Origin of the sequence: Embleya sp. NPDC008237 (assembly GCF_042956465.1) — a bacterium.
GTDB lineage: Bacteria > Actinomycetota > Actinomycetes > Streptomycetales > Streptomycetaceae > Embleya.
The window spans coordinates 82,589-100,401 of record NZ_JBIBGL010000001.1; the positions used below are offsets into that span (position 1 = coordinate 82,589).

The 17,813-nt window shown below is 66.1% G+C and carries 10 protein-coding genes; 8 read left to right on the forward strand and 2 right to left on the reverse strand.

Annotated features, from left to right (window positions below; translation table 11 throughout):
• Positions 1-132 precede the first annotated feature (132 nt).
• From ACFZBU_RS00335 to ACFZBU_RS00370, 8 genes are all read left to right on the forward strand, one after another.
• Complete coding sequence (locus tag ACFZBU_RS00335) at positions 133-402, forward strand: hypothetical protein (RefSeq protein ID WP_391581209.1); 270 nt, start codon at positions 133-135, stop codon at positions 400-402.
• Complete coding sequence (locus tag ACFZBU_RS00340) at positions 395-1,024, forward strand: DUF6879 family protein (protein WP_391581210.1); 630 nt, start codon at positions 395-397, stop codon at positions 1,022-1,024. The genes ACFZBU_RS00335 and ACFZBU_RS00340 overlap by 8 nt, the downstream gene beginning before the upstream one ends.
• A 150-nt stretch (positions 1,025-1,174) precedes the next feature.
• Positions 1,175-3,439: an ATP-binding protein gene (locus ACFZBU_RS00345; RefSeq protein WP_391581211.1), complete on the forward strand. Its 2,265-nt coding sequence runs from the start codon at positions 1,175-1,177 to the stop codon at positions 3,437-3,439.
• Between the two features lie 139 nt (positions 3,440-3,578).
• The gene (locus ACFZBU_RS00350) at positions 3,579-4,835 is read left to right on the forward strand and encodes a DUF262 domain-containing protein (protein WP_391581212.1); all 1,257 of its coding nucleotides are present in this window, start codon (positions 3,579-3,581) and stop codon (positions 4,833-4,835) included.
• The gene (locus ACFZBU_RS00355) at positions 4,828-6,006 is read left to right on the forward strand and encodes a DUF3696 domain-containing protein (protein ID WP_391581213.1); all 1,179 of its coding nucleotides are present in this window, start codon (positions 4,828-4,830) and stop codon (positions 6,004-6,006) included. Before ACFZBU_RS00350 ends, ACFZBU_RS00355 begins: the two co-directional genes overlap by 8 nt.
• A 65-nt stretch (positions 6,007-6,071) precedes the next feature.
• Entirely contained in the window at positions 6,072-7,007 is a 936-nt protein-coding gene (locus tag ACFZBU_RS00360) for a hypothetical protein (protein WP_391581214.1), read from the forward strand.
• Between the two features lie 124 nt (positions 7,008-7,131).
• Complete coding sequence (locus ACFZBU_RS00365) at positions 7,132-13,911, forward strand: DEAD/DEAH box helicase (RefSeq protein WP_391581215.1); 6,780 nt, start codon at positions 7,132-7,134, stop codon at positions 13,909-13,911.
• Positions 13,908-16,163, forward strand: coding sequence for a UvrD-helicase domain-containing protein (locus tag ACFZBU_RS00370; RefSeq protein ID WP_391581216.1), 2,256 nt, complete (start codon positions 13,908-13,910; stop codon positions 16,161-16,163). The genes ACFZBU_RS00365 and ACFZBU_RS00370 overlap by 4 nt, the downstream gene beginning before the upstream one ends.
• A gap of 202 nt (positions 16,164-16,365) precedes the next feature.
• On the opposite strand, the gene ACFZBU_RS00375 is transcribed toward ACFZBU_RS00370, so the two are convergent.
• Together ACFZBU_RS00375 and ACFZBU_RS00380 are read right to left on the reverse strand one after the other, a co-directional pair.
• On the reverse strand, positions 16,366-16,878 hold the full coding sequence (locus tag ACFZBU_RS00375) for a hypothetical protein (RefSeq protein WP_391581217.1): 513 nt from the start codon (positions 16,876-16,878) through the stop codon (positions 16,366-16,368).
• Between the two features lie 38 nt (positions 16,879-16,916).
• Positions 16,917-17,336, reverse strand: coding sequence for a hypothetical protein (locus tag ACFZBU_RS00380; RefSeq protein ID WP_391581218.1), 420 nt, complete (start codon positions 17,334-17,336; stop codon positions 16,917-16,919).
• Positions 17,337-17,813: the final 477 nt, after the last annotated feature.

Here is a 17,813-nt window from a genome sequence, read left to right on the forward strand (position 1 = left end):
AACGGACCGTCTTCCGTCGATCGAAGACCACAGGAAGACCACCACGCCACGCGGGAGCCTTGCAGTGGGTTGATCACCTCCGTACGCTCGGTAGCGACGAAGGCCCGATCGCCGACGTGTGGAGGCAGACACATGGTTCGTGTGTGGGAGGCCGATCCGTCGGCGTCGTTCACCCGCCGATTGGGAAAGTCGGCCGAGGAACTGGGCACCACCGAGGACAAGGACGGGTGCCCGGACATCTGGGAATTGGACAACGGCGACATAGCTGTAATCGGCCGCGACCTCACGGCGGAGTACGAGTCGCGTCTCCCGGCGAGTGCGTCGATCTCCCGTGGAGAGCGACTGGTCGTCATTCCCGGAAGCACGCTCCGTGCGGCGAAGCCGGATATTTCCGATGCTTGATCTCGATGCACTTGTCCTCGAACACGCCCGCGGTGAACGACTCGATACGGCTGGCTACCGGCACGACTTCCGGCGGCGCGACGAGGAGATCGTCGGTCGACCCGGCTGGAAGTTCGAGCGGCGGCAACACTTCGTGGAGCAGGACTCGCCCAGCTGGGAAGCGTTTCGTCGGGGCGACCGGCGCGAGTGGTTGCGCTTGGTCGGCGCGAGGCGTGAGCACTGGTCGAGCGTCGCCCGCGAGGATCGGCAACGGGGCAGCGTCTTTCATCGGGTGCGCGTCGTCGAGGAGCCACTGACGCCGTACATGCGGTGGGAGTTGAGCGCTCTTCGGGTGCAAAGCGAGTGTGGCATGCCGATCCGGGTGGTTGGCGCCGAGCACGTGGGACCTCTGGAGGAGTCCGGCCTGTTGCCCGAGATCGTCTCCCTGGGTGGCCGAGTTCTCTACGAGGTCCTTTACACCGACGAAGGGGTTCTGGACGGAGCGGTTCGCTTTGTCGATCCCGCGCTCGTGGAGACCTGGGAGTCGTTCATCGCCGGGCTCTACGAAACCGGCGAGAGCGTCGCTGCCTACGTCGATCGATGCGTGGCGAACCTACCCGAGCCACAGCAGAAGAGGGGCTAGGCGATCGACCCTGCCGACAACGTCGAGAACTCCGGCGGGACGCACTCCGAGCTGTCGGGGTCATCACGTGATGTGGTGCAGGCCCGGCAGGTCAGTGGAGGCATCCACTTCCACGGTCGCGGTGGTGAGGCATTGGGTGGTGGCTCACCGATGCCGCGCCAACTGCCGGGATATGGACGCGATTTCGTCAACCGTCTCGAAGAGATTCGGCTTCTCGACGCGAGGTTGCCCGGCGAGGACGAAACCTTCCCGACTCCCTTGTGTGTGATCGCCGGGACCGCCGGGGTGGGCAAGACCTCGCTGGTACTCAGGTGGGCTCATCATGTGCAACAGCTCTTCCCCGACGGGCAGTTGTACGCAAATTTGCGGGGCTACGATCCGGGAGAGCCGGTCACCGCGGCGGAACTGCTACCGCGCTTTCTGGCTGCACTGGGGGTGCCGGTCGCCGTGATGCCCACCGACCTGGAGGCGGCCGCCGCGCTGTACCGGTCTTTGCTGGCCCAGCGAAGGATGCTCGTCGTCTTGGACAACGTCGCCACCATTGCCCAGGTGCGGCCGTTGTTGCCGGGCACCGCCCGGTGTTTGACGCTGGTCACCACTCGCGGACGACTCTCCGGGCTCGCCATCCGTGACGGCGCGTACCGCCTGACCCTCGACACCTTGGCCCAGCCCGAAGCCGTAGCCCTGCTTCGCGGCGTGACCGCCGGTCGACGCACCGACGACGCGGCCGAACTCGCCGAGCTGGCCCGATTGTGCGCGTACCTGCCGCTCGCGCTGCGGATCGCCGCCGAACGTGCGGCCGACCGTCCGCATATGCCGTTGGACGAGTTGATCGCCGATCTGCGCGACGAATCCGCGTTGTGGGATGCCCTGACTACTGGAGACGAGGAGGAGGCGGAGGCTGTGCGGGCCGTGTTCACCTGGTCGTACCAGGCGCTTTCGCCTGCTGCCGCTCGCTTGTTTCGGTTGCTGGGGCTACACCCGGGACCCGATTTCGGGATCGGTGTGGTCTCCGCGCTCTCGGGAACGAGTATTCGGCGTTCGCGCCAGTTGCTCGATGTGCTGGTCGGTGCACATCTGTTGGAGCAAACCGCGCCGGACCGATTCGAGTTCCACGATCTGTTGCGTGCTTACGCCCACGACCAAGCACAGCAGGAAGAGACCCCCGAGGTTTGCTTGGCGGTGCTTCGGCGCATCCTCGACTGGTACCTGCACACTGCGGATGCCGCCCAGACCTGGCTCAGGCCCACCGAGGACCACATCCCGTTGGACCCGCCGGACGCCGACGTCGCACCGTTGTCATTCGCGGACTACGACCAGGCCGTGGACTGGGCCGAGCGTGAGCAGGCCAACTTCGCCCCCGTGGTTCGGGCTGCCGAGAAGGCCGGACTCGACCGCCATACATGGCAGTTGCCCGCCGTACTTTGGTACGCCAAAGCCCCGTCGTCGCTCACCGCGGACTGGCTGACCATGGGACGGATCGGGTTGGCCGCAGCCCGTCGGCTCGGTGATCGACGCGCGGAGGCGAGCCTCCTGGAGGATCTCGGGTTCGGATACACCAAGATCAATCGATTGACGGAGGGCCTGGACTGCCACGCCGACGCGCTGGCGATCCGACAGGAACTGCGTGACCGGGAGGGCGAGGCCACATCCCTCAACGCGCTCGGCTTGGTGCATTTGCGGACCAGGGACTTCGATCTCGCCGAGGCGCGGTTGGGGCGAGCCGCGGAGGTCTTCGCGGAGTTGGGTGAGGAGCACTGGCAGACCGTCGCCATCACCAACCGGGCCTTGGCGCGCTACCAGGCAGGCCGATTGACGGAGGCCGACGCCGATCTCGGACGCGTTCTACCAGTACACCGCCGGCGCGGAGACCAGCGCAGTATCGGCAACGCACTATCGCTGCTCAGCGCGGTTCGGCTCGATTGTGGAGAGCCGGAAGAGGCACTGTGCGCTGCTCAAGAGGCGGTGCAGTTGGCCCTGGACCTACGGAGCCATGTTTTGGAGGGCTGGTGGCTCCTCGCCCTGGGCAACGCGCAGGTTGCTCTCGGTCGGCCCGGCGACGCGCTGGTCTCCTATCACCGGTCTGCGAACCTTCACCGCCGATTGGGCGACCACAGTCGTGAGGCACTCGGCTGGCAGGGCGCGGGGGACGCGTATCGGCGACTCGATCGTGTAGCGGAAGCAGCCGACTTCCATCGCCGAGCCGCAGCGGCCCACCGGGCCATCGCAGACGCCTGGAACGAGGCTCTGGCCCTGGACGGGCTCGGCATGAGCCTGTGCGAGGAGGACCCCGATCAGTCTCGTCGATGCTGGTCCGAGGCCGTGCGCCTGCTCGCCCGCTATGACGACGTTCGGGCTCGGGAAAGGCGCCGGGACATCGAGAGACGTCTCATGAATCCGGAGCATGGCGACTGATATCGGGTCACGCTCCCGTGGCGACCTCGCTCCGGCACCACCTCGCCTGTCGCCGTCCGGCTACCTCGCCTCGTCGATAGTGTGACTGCCCGTGAGCAGGGGTACGCAGCCCACGCACGAAGGACGAGGGCGAGGGGACATGGCGAGTCAAGAGGACAGCGCTTCGCGGCGGGGCACACACGAACGGCCCACCGGATACCGGCGATACCAGCCGGGGCCCGTCGAGCAGCCCGATCTGTGGCTGCAAGACCTGCGCGAGGAGATGTCGACGGACGGGGTTCCGGCCGGTGTCGAAGTCGAGCAACTCGCCGACGACGAGTCGCTGACCGCCGCACCCTTCGACCCCGACTCGATGAAGATCTATACGCTCAATCCGACTGTCGATCTCCTGCTGTCGCGATTGCGTGAGGACATGATCGACCTGGCGCCGGACTTCCAGCGACGCGCGGGGATCTGGACCGATGTGCAGCAGAGCAGGCTGATCGAGTCCCTACTCCTGCGCATTCCGGTCTCCTCCTTCTACGTGGCCGAGCAGGATAACAACGAGTGGTCGGTGGTCGACGGCATTCAACGCCTGACCGCCATCGCCCGTTTCATGGATCCGGATTTGGTTGGTATGTCCAGATTGAAGCTACGAGGGCTCGACTACCTGGATGAGTTCCATGGCTTCGCCTACGAGGAACTGAGTGGGCGACTGCGCATCCGATTGCGGGAGGCGCAGATGGTCGTGCACGTCATTCAGCGCGGCACACCCGAAGCCGTGAAGTTCAACGTGTTCTCCCGGATCAACACCGGCGGTCTGCCGCTTACTCGCCAGGAGATTCGGCACGCCATGATCCCGGGTCCGGCCCGAGCCATGCTCGCCGACCTGGCCGAATCACCGGCGTTCGGTGCGGCCACCGGCTACAGCGTGGCCAACGAACGGATGGCGGATCGGGAGATGGTGCTGCGCTTTCTGGCGTACCGCCTGGCTCCTCCCGACGACTATCGCCAGCAGGACTTCGATCAGTTCCTGGCCAACTCCATGCATCGGGTCAACGGCTTGAGTGACCAGGAGCGGGCCCGTCAGGCAAGGGACTTCCGCGCCGCGATGGTGTGCGCCGAGCAGATCTTCGACGTGCATGCGTTCCGCAAGTGTCGGCGCGACCAGACGCGCAAGTCGCCCATCAATAAGGCGCTGTTCGAGACCATCGCGGTCAACCTGGCGGACCTCGAGGACGTCGAGCGTGAGCGGTTGGTGGACCGGGCGGACAAGGTCATGGATGGCTTCTTCACACTGATGGACGACTGGGACTTCGAACGATCGATCTCCGTCGCGACCGGCGACCCCAAGAAGGTACGGTTACGGTTCGCGGCGATGCGACAACTCTTCGTGGGGGTTTTGGACCGTGATTGAGCAGTTAGAACTCACCAATTTCAAGGCGTTTCAACATGCGGAGATCGCGTTTCGCCCGTTGACGTTGCTCACGGGCCTGAACTCCACCGGCAAGAGCAGTGTGCTTCAGGCGCTCGCCCTCCTGCACCAGTCCTACACCGCAGGGCAGTTGGACCACGCGACTGACCTTGCCGACGGCAGGCCCGAACTCGCTGCGGCGGAGGGATTTCTACTCAACGGCGAATTGGTCGAACTCGGCACAGGACAGGATGTCCTGACCGAGGACTTCCTCGGTGAGGCTCAGGTCACGCTGGCCATAGTCGACGCACACCTTCGCTACTCCTGGACCGTGGCCTACCACCAGGACCAGGACCTGTTGCCGCTGACTGCCGTCGAGTTGCCGGGCACCACCGAAGGAGCCGACGCACCGAGCGGCGACGCGGCGTCGATCCCGGAATACTTCCGTGCGGGATTCCAGTACCTGCGCGCCGATCGCATCGTGCCTGCGGTGGGCTATCCACGCTCGCACCAGGTCGCGATCAAGCGCGGCTTTTTGGGCATTCACGGCGAGCACGCGGTGAACTACCTGCGCCACCATGCCGATTACTCGGTGCCCAAGGGCTTGCGTCACCGGAACGCCTCCGGGCATCGACTCGTCGAGCAAGTCGACGCCTGGATGCAGGAGTTGTGCCCTGGAGTCAACGTACGTGCCATCGCCATCGAGGGCACCGACACGGTGAACCTGTCCTACGCGTTCGGGGGGACCAGCGGGGTCAACTCCACCCTGCGACGACGTCCGACCAACGTCGGGTTCGGCCTGACCCACGCGCTGCCGATTGTGGTCGCGTGCCTGACTGCCCGACCCGGCAGCCTGGTTCTGCTGGAGAACCCCGAAGCGCATCTGCACCCCAAGGGCCAGACGCAAATGGCACTTTTGGCCGCTGCGGCAGGCGCGCACGGTGCGCAACTCGTCGTCGAGACACACAGCGATCACGTGCTCAACGGGGTTCGGCTTGCGGTCAAGAACCAGATTATCGATAGCACCGACGTCGCCCTGCACTACTTCCGAGGCGGCGAATCCGGTTTGGGAGTGGAGGTGATCAGCCCGAACGTCGGTGCGGACGGGCTGCTCGACCAGTGGCCGGAGGGCTTCTTCGACGAGTGGGAGAACGCGCTCGACCAACTCATCTGACCGGCTCTCGCTCAGTAGAACCAGGCGAGAATCATCATATTGGGGGAGATGTGCCGCTCTTATTCGTGAACGAGCACTCCTGTGGAACGGCTTGCGGCCAGCCGCGCGCAGAAACGGCCATGACGGATTTCGCCCTCGCCGCCCATGCCGTGGCCAAGTTGGACCGGGCGGGTACGGCGCTGGTGACCGATGCGCCTCTGAAGGAGCTTTTGATCGCGGAGGGGTACCCGGTAGGGAAGTGGATCGGCAACCACTCCAGAAATCGGGACCTGTGGCGCCGGTTGCTTGCGATCAAGAACCGAATGCCTACGAGTTCGCTATATCCGGCGGGCGAGGACTTCCTCGACGTCGAGTACCAACATCAAGGCATCGTCGTGCGGGGTCTGGCCGCAGCCCACCTCATGGACGCGATGGCGATCAGCTTGCCGGTCAAGGAATGTTGGGACACGTCAGGCGTGCGGCTGCGACGTGAACAGGCAATCGAGGGAACCGACGACCAGATCGTGTCCTGCACCGATGAGGTCGAAGTTCGCCATCTTTCCGCGGAACGTCACGTGGATGTGCATCGGGTTTGGATTCGCGAGGACTGCCAAAGGGGCGTTCGTACCGGGCGCGACATGTGGGAGCAGCGGGCCGGTCTCTACCCGAACCTGCAGTTCCTGCCACGTGTCGAACACGATCTCTGTGACCTCCGAGCCGTTTGGGTCCGGGACGTTCGAGAGCGCTTGGAGGAGTTGCAGTCGGCGGTCGGCGAATGGAATCCGGCCCGCGAACCGCAAGGCCCCCGATGGCGATCGAAGGTCACGCCGGAGCACGAGGTACGCAAACGCCTGTGCTACTTCACCGATCTCGACGGCCACAGCACCCTGTTCGACATACACGCCCGGTTCGCTCAGAACCAGGGCCGCATCCACTTCCGCATGCTCCCGGGGACAGCGGCGATTCGGATCGCCTACATCGACTACAAGATCCTCCCGGAGACGCGTGTGCGCGCCCGCTGATCACCCGTGAACCACTCGTTCCGGATACGGTGACCCGCAGGTCGTGGCCGACTACGGGGGCGACCCGACTCGGAGTGGATCCGCAGGTGGGCGGATCGCGCCGAAAGGATCGAAGGAGGACCGCGTGCGACCGACGCTGGCCGCCGAACAGGTACAGAACAGCCTCAGCGAGTACCTGGCGACGACGTACGCACTCGCGGACGAGGGCACCAGGCGTGCTCTGGAATCGTTCCTCACCGATCCCGACGACGGCATCTTTCGCGGGCCGTATCTGCGCATCCGGACGCCCTACCGGTCCGCCTCCTCGGAGGATTGGCAACACCATCTCCAGTGGTGGCCAAAGGATTTCCGTCCCCACCGGCACCAGGAGTCGGCTTGGCGGCGCCTGAGCACGCTCGACGGGCCCGCCGAACCGACCTTGGTGACCACCGGCACCGGATCCGGAAAGACCGAATCCTTCCTGGTCCCCATCCTCGATCACTGCCGACGTGCCCGTGAACGCGGGCACACCGGAATCAAGGCCGTCCTCCTCTACCCCATGAACGCACTCGCCACCGACCAGGCCAATCGCATCAACGATTGGCTGGACCGCGATCCGCGCCTGTCCGCGGTCACCGCCGGGCTCTATATCGGTGACACACCGTCTCGGGAATTCACCCAACGCGCGCCGAAGATCCTGGCGGACAGGGCGGCGATCCGCAGGCAGCGTCCCGACATCCTGCTGACCAACTACAAGATGCTCGACCTGCTCGTGCAGCGGCCTGAAGACCAGACGCTCTGGCAGGACGGGAACGTCGCGTACGTGGTCCTCGACGAGTTCCACACCTACGACGGTGCGCAGGGCACCGACGTGGCCATGCTCTTGCGCCGATTCGGTGCGATGACGGGCGTGGCCGAGCCGGGTCGGCCGCTGGGGTCGATCTGCCCGATCGCGACCTCGGCCACCCTCGGGGCAGGCGACGGGGCTACGGAGGAGAGCCTCGCCGCCATGCTCGACGTGGCGGGGCAGGTTTTCGGGGTGTCGTTTCCGCCGGACTCGGTGGTGCGTGAAGACCGGCAAAACGTCGCCGAGTTCGCCGGAGACGTCGACTTCTCGCTTCCCTTTCCCAGCCCGCAGGAGGTGATCGGCGCGGGCGACCCCACGCTCGACGAGACCGCGGTAGATGGGCTCGCTGCCGCGTTCACCGGCCGATCAGGGCTTTCCCCGGCGGAATTGGGCCGACAACTGCGCCGACACCGGTTGACCGCTGCGGTTTTGGAAATCCTCGACGGCAGACCTCGCACCACCGCCGAGATCCTGGATGTGCTGCCACGCCACGCCTACCACTGGGGGCTGGCCGTACAGCAGAACCCCGGCGTCGCAGCCCAGGCGCTCGCCCGCTTCATCGCGCTGCTCTCGCACGCTCGCGATCCCGACGATCCCAAACGGCCTCTGCTGTCGATCGAGGTGCACCACTGGGTGCGCTCCGTATCCCGGGTGCTGCGTGGCATCACACCCGCTCGCGCCGAATTCATGTGGGACGACGAGCGCGTACGCGGCGATGGGCGCCTACTGCGTGAGGTCGCGGCGCCGACCATGGTCTTGGCACAAAGCGAACGACCGGCGGAGGCAACGCCTGCGGACGACAGCGCCCCCCCGCCGGCCCAGGTCTTCCTGCCCGCCGTCTTCTGCCGTGAGTGCGGGCGTTCCGGCTGGGCGGCCCTGTCCCCGGAGACGGACCCGGTCGGGCTCGAGATGAACGCGCGCACGATCCGCCACGCCTCGGTGGGCCGAGACAAGCGGCGAGTGCGCAACATGATGGCGGCCACCGTCGCGGAAGCCCGCGAGGCCGCCTTCGGGAAACCAGGCCAGCGGGGTGGGCCGTCCGTCATGGTGCTCGACGGTGCGATGGGTCGGCTGCGACCGCTGTCCCCGGAGCAGGATTTCGAGCCGGCCCGGGATGAAACCGGCGCATCGGCCGCCAAGGCTCTTCGCGACGCCGCGTTCGTGGTCACCGACCTCGCCAATGACCGGTCCGCCGAGCGGGACCAATGCCCGGCCTGCCGCGCCTTCAACGCCATCCGCTATCTGGGTACCGGCCTGGCGGCGTTGGCCGCGGCGTCCATTACGCAATTGTTCACCGGCGGTGAACTGGATCCCGATCTCAACGAGAACAAGACGCTGCTGTTCAACGACTCGGTGCAGGACGCCGCACACCGGGCCGGATATGTGGCCAGCCGCGCCTACACGTTCTCGCTGCGCGCTCTTTTGGCCAGGCGGATCGCCGCGGCGGACAACCGCGTTGCCCTGAACGACTTGGCCGCCGATCTCATCGAAGACGTGGTCGACAGCCACGCCGTGCGAGCTGCCGTCATTCCACCGGATCTGCACGTGATGCGCGGCGTCGACATCCTGCTGACCGGACGCAGCCAGGGTTCCAGAGCGACCTGGGAGCTCATCGCCCGTCGGTTGTCCTTTGCGACGATCATGGAGTTCGGGTTGCGCTCCCGGCAGGGCCGCACGCTGGAACTGACGCGGACAATCGCCGCGGAGGTGCCGATCGTGGACGAACAGGCCGTCGGTGTGCTCGTTTCCGACCTTCTGCGCTCCACCCCCGGCGAGATTGCGCTGCCCGACGGTTCGGTGCCTGACTCGAACCGGCAACTCGCCTTCATACGCGGCCTGCTGGAGCGGCTGCGGATCCGAGGAGCGATCCGCCACGAATGGCTCGACCCCTGGTTGGACCAGGCGGGGGTGCGCAGATGGTTGATCTGGGGTGGACGCAAGGAAGGAATGCCCGCATTCCCCCGAGGAGTGTCCGCGCCCGCGTTCTTGCTGGGCGGCCCCAAGCGCGACAGCCTGGATTTCGATGTGCTGACCGCCCGCTCCGGCTGGTATCAGGACTGGACCGTGCGCTGCCTTGGTGTGCACCGGGACGTCGCCATCGATTTCCTGAGCCGACTCTTGCCCGCCCTCGCGGCGACGGGCGTACTGTCCGCGCGTACCGCCAAGGACGGCGCGACTCGGATCTATGGTCTGCAACCGGGGCACATCCACGTCCGCGCGCTCCATGACGGCCACGTGGCCCAGGCAGGCGTCCGGTGCACCGTCTGTTCCTGGCAACAGACCGTGCCCCCCGATCGGGTCGACGACTGGCACGGCTCGCCCTGCCCGCGATACCGGTGTACCGGGACCCTGTACGCCGCCGACGCGGCGCCCGAACGGGCGGTACGCGAACGCGACTATGTCACCGACTTCTATCGGCGGATGTATCGAAACGCCGGGGTCTTCACCGTCAACACCGCCGAGCACACCGGAACGCTTACCCGTGCCCAGCGCGAGGCCGTGGAGAAAGCGTTCCGAGACGGTGTCCGGGTGCACTACGCCAATCCGCAGGTTCTCTCCTGTACGCCGACTCTCGAACTGGGTATCGACATCGGCGACCTGTCCGCAGTGGTGCTCGCGTCCTTGCCCAAGGGGCCGGCCAACTACATCCAACGGGCCGGGCGTGCCGGACGGCAGACCGGTAACGCCTACCTGCTGACGATGGTCGATCGAGGATCACGCGACCGGTACTACCTGGCGGACCCACGGCAGATGATCGACGGCGACATTCGGCCACCGGGTTGTTTCCTGTCCGCCGTGGAGATTCTCCGACGCCAATACGTGGCGTATCTCCTCGACAACGCGGCGGCGGGCAAGTTGTCCACGCCCGATGAGGACGGAGCGGCCGTGCTGCCCCTGCCGCGCATGGCGACGGCCCTGTTCGGCTCGTCGGGCTGGCTGTCCGACTTCACCGAGGCCGCGATGGCGCACGGTCGGCGACATGTGGACGCGTTCCTGCATCTGTTTCCCCCGTACGAGGCGTCCACCGGCGTAGGCGTGCGCCCTGAAGCGGCGGAAGCACTGCGCGATTACGCCGTGTCGGGTCTGTCCGAAGCGCTCGACAAGGCGCGGCGGGTCTGGGAGGAGCGTCGCAACGAACTGCAAGGCCGGGTGAAGGCCATCGACGACGCCGTGGCGTTGTTGGTCGACGGGGACCCCGAAGACAACCGGCGAAAGCGTGAATTGCGCGCCGAACGTGGTGCGGTGGCGGCCCGAGCCGGCCACATCGGTCGCACGACCGCACAGGGCGCGCTCGTGGAATTGGGACTGTTGCCCAACTACAGTCTGACCGACTCCACGACCGAGTTGGAGGCCACGCTGACCTGGCGGGAGGACCACGCCGGTGGGAAGACGTTCCACAGCAGGGTACTTCGCTACGACCGTTCCGCACGATTCGCATTGGTGGACTTCGCACCCGGTGCGCACTACTACGTGCAGGGCTACAAACACAAGATCACCGGACTGGACCTCGGCAGCGCGAAACGGCCTTCCTGGACCTGGTGGCGAGTCTGTCCGGATTGTGGCTACGCCCGAACGGACAACGCGGAACAAGACACTTCCGGGTGCCCTCGCTGTCACAAGAGCGCGATCGGTGACATAGGTTGCCTGCATCGTGTACACGTGCCAAGGCGCGTCTTCGCCCGCGACGACCGTGATGACGCCCGGGTGCGCGACGAGCGGGACGAACGCGAGCGCCGTGTCTACACCACGGTTCCCGCCGTCGATATCGCGCACGCCGACATCGAGGAGGCGTGGCGACACCAACAGGCGACCTTCGGTTGGGACTTCACCCGCCGCGCGATGATTCGGCACATCAACGTCGGAGCCGCTCGCCGGGACGGTTCGGCGGAGGAAGCCTTTGCCGGTCATCGAGTGCGGCTCAACCCGTTCTGGGTCTGCGACGCGTGCGGTTTCGCCGACCCGGACGGCGGACCGCGCTCGCGCCCCTCCGAGGACTCCGAACCGGGCAGGGTCGAGAACTACCATCGCCCGTGGTGTCGTGTCCGCTCGCAACCCCCTGTGCGCGGAGTCGGTCACGAGGCGGCCACGCACGTTCTGTTGGCCCACGAACTGTGCACCGAGGCACTGCGGATCCTGGTTCCGGCGGTCACCGCCTACACGGAAGAACGGCTCGCCTCACTGAAAGCCGCACTGCTGGCGGGTATCGCCCAGAGCTACGGCGGCGACCCGGATCATCTGGAGATCACTTCCTCGTCCATGCCCGACCCGGAAGGCGGGGCCGAGGTTCGTCGACACTTCCTGGTCGTCTACGACACCCTTCCCGGCGGGACCGGCTATCTGCACCGCCTCGCCGATCCCGGCGGCCTATACGAAGTACTCACTCGGGCTCGGCGGATCATCGAACGCTGTCCGTGTGTGGACGAAGGACGACGCGCCTGTCATCGCTGCCTCCTTCGCCATGTCGCCGACAGCGAATACGAGTTGGTCTCGCGTGACCAGGCCACCGACATCATCGGTGAGCTGCTCGGCGTAGACGGCGAAGGCTGGCAGGTGGAACGAGCCCAGTCCACCCATGAGATTGCGCTGGGCCATCAGGTCGAGAGTGAGTTGGAGGCTCGATTCCTGAAGGGGCTGCTGGAGTGGGCCGGGCGCGAGGAGATCGACGCCAGTGCTCGCACCGCGCAGACACCGGATGGCGCACGCAGTATCGAATTGCGACTCAGCGCCGCCGACGGCACGGTGACCCGGTGGCAAGTGGAGACTCAGGTGGGACTGGGCTATACACGGCCCGACCTCGTCTTCCGCCGCCTGGACGCCGCAGAGCTGCGAGTAGCCGTGTATCTGGACGGATATCAGTACCACGCGAGTAGCGAGCACAATCGCCTCGCGGTGGACGCGGCCAAGCGCACTCGGCTGCGCGCCGAAGGGTGGCAGGTGTTCCAACTCACGTGGGACGATGTCAAAGCCTGGACGGAGCGTGACCGGCCGCCATCGCCCGACCCGGTCTGGTTGCCCTATCAAAACGCCGCGCAGCGGACAGCCCTCGACATCCACCGCCGGCTGAACCAGGCAGACAGCCGCGATCTACCCAGGTACGTCTGGGCCAACCCGATCGTGACGCTGCTTGCCTATCTGACCAGCCCCGACCCACATGTGTGGCTGCGGCGCGCTCAGAGCGCGCTCGCGGGATTCGCTGCCGTACCCGCCACCAGCAGGGCACTGGCCGAGGGACCGGCGGTGGCGGAGCGGATCGCCGAAGCGCTTTCCGGCGCGAAACTGGCAAAGGGCCGGGGCGCCGTGCAGGTCATGGAAACCGCGGACCTCAACGGCTGTCGTCTGGTTATCGCGCTCGACCTGACCAGCGGGCAGCAGGCGGCCGCGTGGACCGCGCTCACCGTGCTTGACGACAGCCCGGTGACGGTGCGCGACGACCCGGCCCACCACCGGCGTTGGCAGGCCTGGTTGTACTGGACCAACCTGCTTCAATTCCTCAACGAGGGAGCCGGGGACGGGGTCCAACTCGCAGCGAGCGCGCTGTCCGAGTTCGAGGCCGCCGAACTGGCGGTCGGCGGCGGGATCGGTTGGCTGAGTTCCAAGGTCCGGGGGCAACGAGACGACGCCGAACCCGGCCGGGCCGGCACGACCGCGGACGCCGAGGTCGGTGGCGCCGAAGCGGTCGGCCTCCGTGACTCTGGCTGGGACGAGGTGCTGGAGTATCTGGAAGAGGATCCGGGGCTGCCGGAACTGGCCAAGGCACTCGCGAAGTCCGGAGTTCCCGCACCAGTCGCCGGGTTCGAACTCGGCGATGCCAAGTGGCCTGCGGAGTTGGCTTGGCCGGACCGACGGGTCGCTGTCGTCCTGTCGCATCGGACGTACCCTGACGGCACGGCGGACGACGACGCACGGGACCGGGACCACGCGTACATCGCGGCAGGCTGGCAAGTCCGCACCGCGAAACGGTGGGACCCGGATGAGCTACGGACGCTGCTCGCGCACCAAGCGACGAGCACGATCGGAACGAACGAGGACCCGGGCAAAGACGAGGGTCCGGGCAAGGGCGAGGAGCGCCACCGATGACCGCCGGGACCACCACGCTGCGCCTGCTCGACAAGGCCGACTCGGAAATCGCCAAGCTCGACCGGGCCGTCATCGGCGCGGTGTACACGTTCCAGCGCGACTTTCGTCGCAACCCGAACTCGGGCAGCCTGCATCTGCAACCGCTCAAGGGTGACGACCGGCTGTGGTCGGCCCGGGTCAACCGAGAGTATCGAGCGCTACTGGTCAAACTCGGTGCCGACGAATGGCTGTTGGTGGCTGTCAGGCATCGCAGCCACGTGTACGAGCGTCTGGATCGGCTCGCGTACGGCATCAATCAGGTCACCGGAAGCATCGACTACATCGACCTCCAGGCAGTCCAGGACAGCGTGCTGCGCCGGGCGTTGGCGCACCCGAAGGCGGGTACGCAGGTGTCCTCGCCGGACGATGAGACCCATCCGCCTGCAGCGGCGCCGCTGCGGCATTTCCGTGGTTGTGACGCCGAACAACTCGCGGCGTTGGGGGTTGCCGAACCGCTGATCCCGATCGTCTTGAAACTGGAGACGGAGGAGGAACTCCTTGGTCTAGTCGAATATGCCCCCCGACACACCGGGGAGGTGTTGCTACGTCTGTACGACGGTGCGTCGTTCGATGAGGTGATGAGCCAGGTCACCGATCCCGTCATGCCCGGCGAGCGGGTGGACACCGACGACTGGCAGGCGGCCGCCGATCGCACTCAGGCCGTCGTCCTCACTGATGACGAGGCGTTGCAAAGCATCCTGGAAGAAGGCGACTTCGGTCGGTGGAAGAATTTTTTGCACCCGACACAGGAAAAGCTCGTCCGCCGCAAGTACTCCGGGCCCGCCCGTGTCGGCGGAGGACCCGGGACCGGCAAGACGATCGTGGCACTGCACCGCGTCAAGCACTTGGTTGACGGGTTGGGTCCCGGACACACCAAGCCCATCCTGCTCACCACATTCAACAAGAACCTGGCCGCCGACCTTCGAGGGCGCCTACTCTCGCTCGGCGGCCCGCAGACTGTGGCACGCGTCGACATCGTCCATATCGATCAGTTGGCGACTCGTGTGGTGCGTGAAGCCGATCCCGGCGGTGCCAAACGGCGCATCGACGACAACAAGGCCCTGGACGAATGGCGGCAGTTGCTCGCAGAAACCGGTGACAGCCGATGGTCGGCCGAATTCCTCAGTGACGAGTGGAACCAGGTCATCCTGGGCCAGGCCGTCAACGCTCGCTCCGACTATTTCCGGGTACGACGCTCGGGCCGGGGGCGCAGCCTCACCCGCGCGGAGCGCGCAGCGGTTTGGCAGCTTGCGGAGCGTTTCACTCAGAGACTGGACCTAGGAGGCATGGAGACCCACCGCCAAGTCGCGGAACGGGCCGCTCGGCTGGAGATCGCCCGCAAGACCAAGATCGACTCCCGACAACAACAGCGTGAGATGAGCGGCGGGCCCGGGAATATCCATGCCGAATCGGGCTCCGGTGCGTGGCTGCGCTACCGATACCGACATGTTGTCGTCGACGAGGCCCAAGATCTCAGCCCGGCCCACTGGAAGCTGCTGCGCGCGATGGTGCCGGTCGCGCCCGATGACATGTTTCTTGTCGGAGACACCCATCAGCGGATCTACGACAACCAGGTCACCCTGGGCAGTCTCGGTGTCAACATCCGCGGCCGCTCCGCGCGGTTGACCCTCAGCTACCGCACGACGCGGGAGATCCTCGCATCCGCGCTGGGCCTGCTGGACGGCACCCACTACGACGACCTCGACGGCGGTTCCGACACTATCGAGGGCTACCGCTCGATCCTGCATGGCGAGCGCCCCACGTTGCACGGAGCGACCACCTGGGACCAAGAGCGCGAAGCGATCGTCGACCGGGTGCGCGCCTGGGACGATGTCCCCCGCGAGGATGTCGCCATCTGCGTACCGACCAATGTCATGGCCGCCGAAGTCGCCCAGCGTCTCGCTGAAAGGGGCATCGCCGCGACTGAGATTACGCGCGATGGCCCCCGAGGCCGAGAGGGTGTCCACATCGGCACGATGTATCGCTTCAAGGGTCTGGAATACCGCCGGATAATCATCGCCGGCGTCACCGAGGGTTTGGTCCCGCGCTCGTCCGTCGACGCCTGGGCCGCCACCGACCCATCCCGCCACCATCGGGAACTCCAACGCGCCCGCTCGCTCCTTTTCGTCGCGGCCACCCGCGCCCGAGACGCGTTGGCCATCATGTGGCATGCGGAGCCAAGCCGCTTCCTCGCCTCATTGGGCATCCGCTGAGCCGACGATGTGCCAACGCGGCCGGATCCTCGGGGCGTTGTCGGACCTGGGTCGGACCTGGCCGCGCTCGACTCCGAGAACACCGAGCCGTCGGGCCCCTGGCCTTCGCCTGAATGCCCGGCGGGGCGCCCTCTGCGTGAGGGCGCCCCGGTTCGTTGCGCTCGGCACGGCCGTACCGGTTGGGTACGTTGCAGTACAACTCCTATGCCGTAGCTGCCAAGTAGAGCGGAAGAGCCACCTGATACGGCTTGAGCATCGGCTGGAGTTCGCGCCGGATGAGGTCGGCATCTTTCCGGGGCATCTCCAGGAACGGGCGACGCAGCCGGCCGCCCCAGGCATCCTTGTTGGGGAACACGTCGAGGTTGGGGACCAGATCGCGTAGTCTCACACCTTCGCGATAGCTCGTCAGGCCGTGCATGCGCAACGAACAGCCCTCGTGGAAGGTGCGATCGCCGAATGAGACCGGGGTCTCCATGGCTTCGACCTTGCTGGTGATCGTTGCGTGGCCCATGACCAGTCCTTCACCACGGTTCGGGTTCCGGAAGCAGCCACTGGTCGCGTAGATCAACAATTCGTCGCCCGTTTCAAGAGCGCGCGCGGCCCGCACGCGCCCCGTCGGGAACGCCATGCGCTGCCGGGACACGACCCAGCCGAGCGGCTTTTTAGCGTTGAGGATGAGTAGATATGTGGACGAAGTAGCGAAGGCGGGTGTCATCAGAGATGCCCCTTCCGTTCGTACGGGTGACGGCAGGCCTACGGGGCCGCCGAGTGACGAATACTTTGGAGCTCCGCCCCGTTCGAATCGAGTCGCCAGAACCGCCAGCCGTTGGTGTTGGGGTTGCGCTCGGGCTTGACGATCTTTAGTACGGCTCCGGCGGCGGCACTTGGCGCACTGTGCGAAGTCCCCGCACCCGGACCCGCGGTAATCCTGAGAGTGCGCGTGCCCGGGTCGAAGATGCCTTCGACGCGCACCCCCTGATACACGGCGTGTACGGGCAGGGTGGTGCCCGACGATGGAGGTGCAACCGGTGCTGATGGCGCATCAGAGGGGGTTATTCCCTGGCTCCATTCCTCGATGAGCCGTCGCACGACCTCGGTCGGCGAGCAGTTCATCATTCGGGCGGCGAAGACGATCTTGCCGTAGTTGTCCTCATCGAGGGGGATATTGGGCATGGCAGGACTCTAGCCGATGGAGCCAATAGGCGCAATAGTGCTATGAGAGCTGCGCGTGCTGCCGACCTGACCGGTGAGCGGAACGGGTGGAGCGGAGGCCCTGGCAGCTCGGCATGCCGACCTGCGGTACGCGTGTACGTAGCCCTCGCCGAACTCTTCCGAATTGCCGGCTACGCACGTTGCCGAACCGGCCCAAACACATCGGTGGATGTCCTGCGCAAGATTCATGCCGAGTTCGTCGACTGGCAAAGCGACTTGATCGACCACGTATCGCGGACGGCCTCGGTAGTGAGACCTGAACGACTGTCGGGCGACAGGACGCCTCGGACCACTCCGGGGCCTTCAGCCACGCCGCACATACGGCAAGTACGCACTGTGACCTGCGGAAACGTCCGCCGAGTCACTACACCCCCGCTACGCGGGGCCCGTCATACACCTGCATTCACTTGTGCGATCTGACACACGGCGACGGAAGGA

Excerpts from the sequence above, each read along its gene's own strand:
- ACFZBU_RS00345 (WP_391581211.1), top strand. The coding sequence starts at position 1,175 with ATGCCGCGCCAACTGCCGGGATATGGACGCGATTTCGTCAACCGTCTC.
- ACFZBU_RS00380 (WP_391581218.1), bottom strand. The coding sequence starts at position 17,336 with ATGCCCAATATCCCCCTCGATGAGGACAACTACGGCAAGATCGTCTTC.
- ACFZBU_RS00370 (WP_391581216.1), top strand. The coding sequence starts at position 13,908 with ATGACCGCCGGGACCACCACGCTGCGCCTGCTCGACAAGGCCGACTCG.
- ACFZBU_RS00375 (WP_391581217.1), bottom strand. The coding sequence starts at position 16,878 with ATGACACCCGCCTTCGCTACTTCGTCCACATATCTACTCATCCTCAAC.
- ACFZBU_RS00350 (WP_391581212.1), top strand. The coding sequence starts at position 3,579 with ATGGCGAGTCAAGAGGACAGCGCTTCGCGGCGGGGCACACACGAACGG.
- ACFZBU_RS00340 (WP_391581210.1), top strand. The coding sequence starts at position 395 with ATGCTTGATCTCGATGCACTTGTCCTCGAACACGCCCGCGGTGAACGA.
- ACFZBU_RS00335 (WP_391581209.1), top strand. The coding sequence starts at position 133 with ATGGTTCGTGTGTGGGAGGCCGATCCGTCGGCGTCGTTCACCCGCCGA.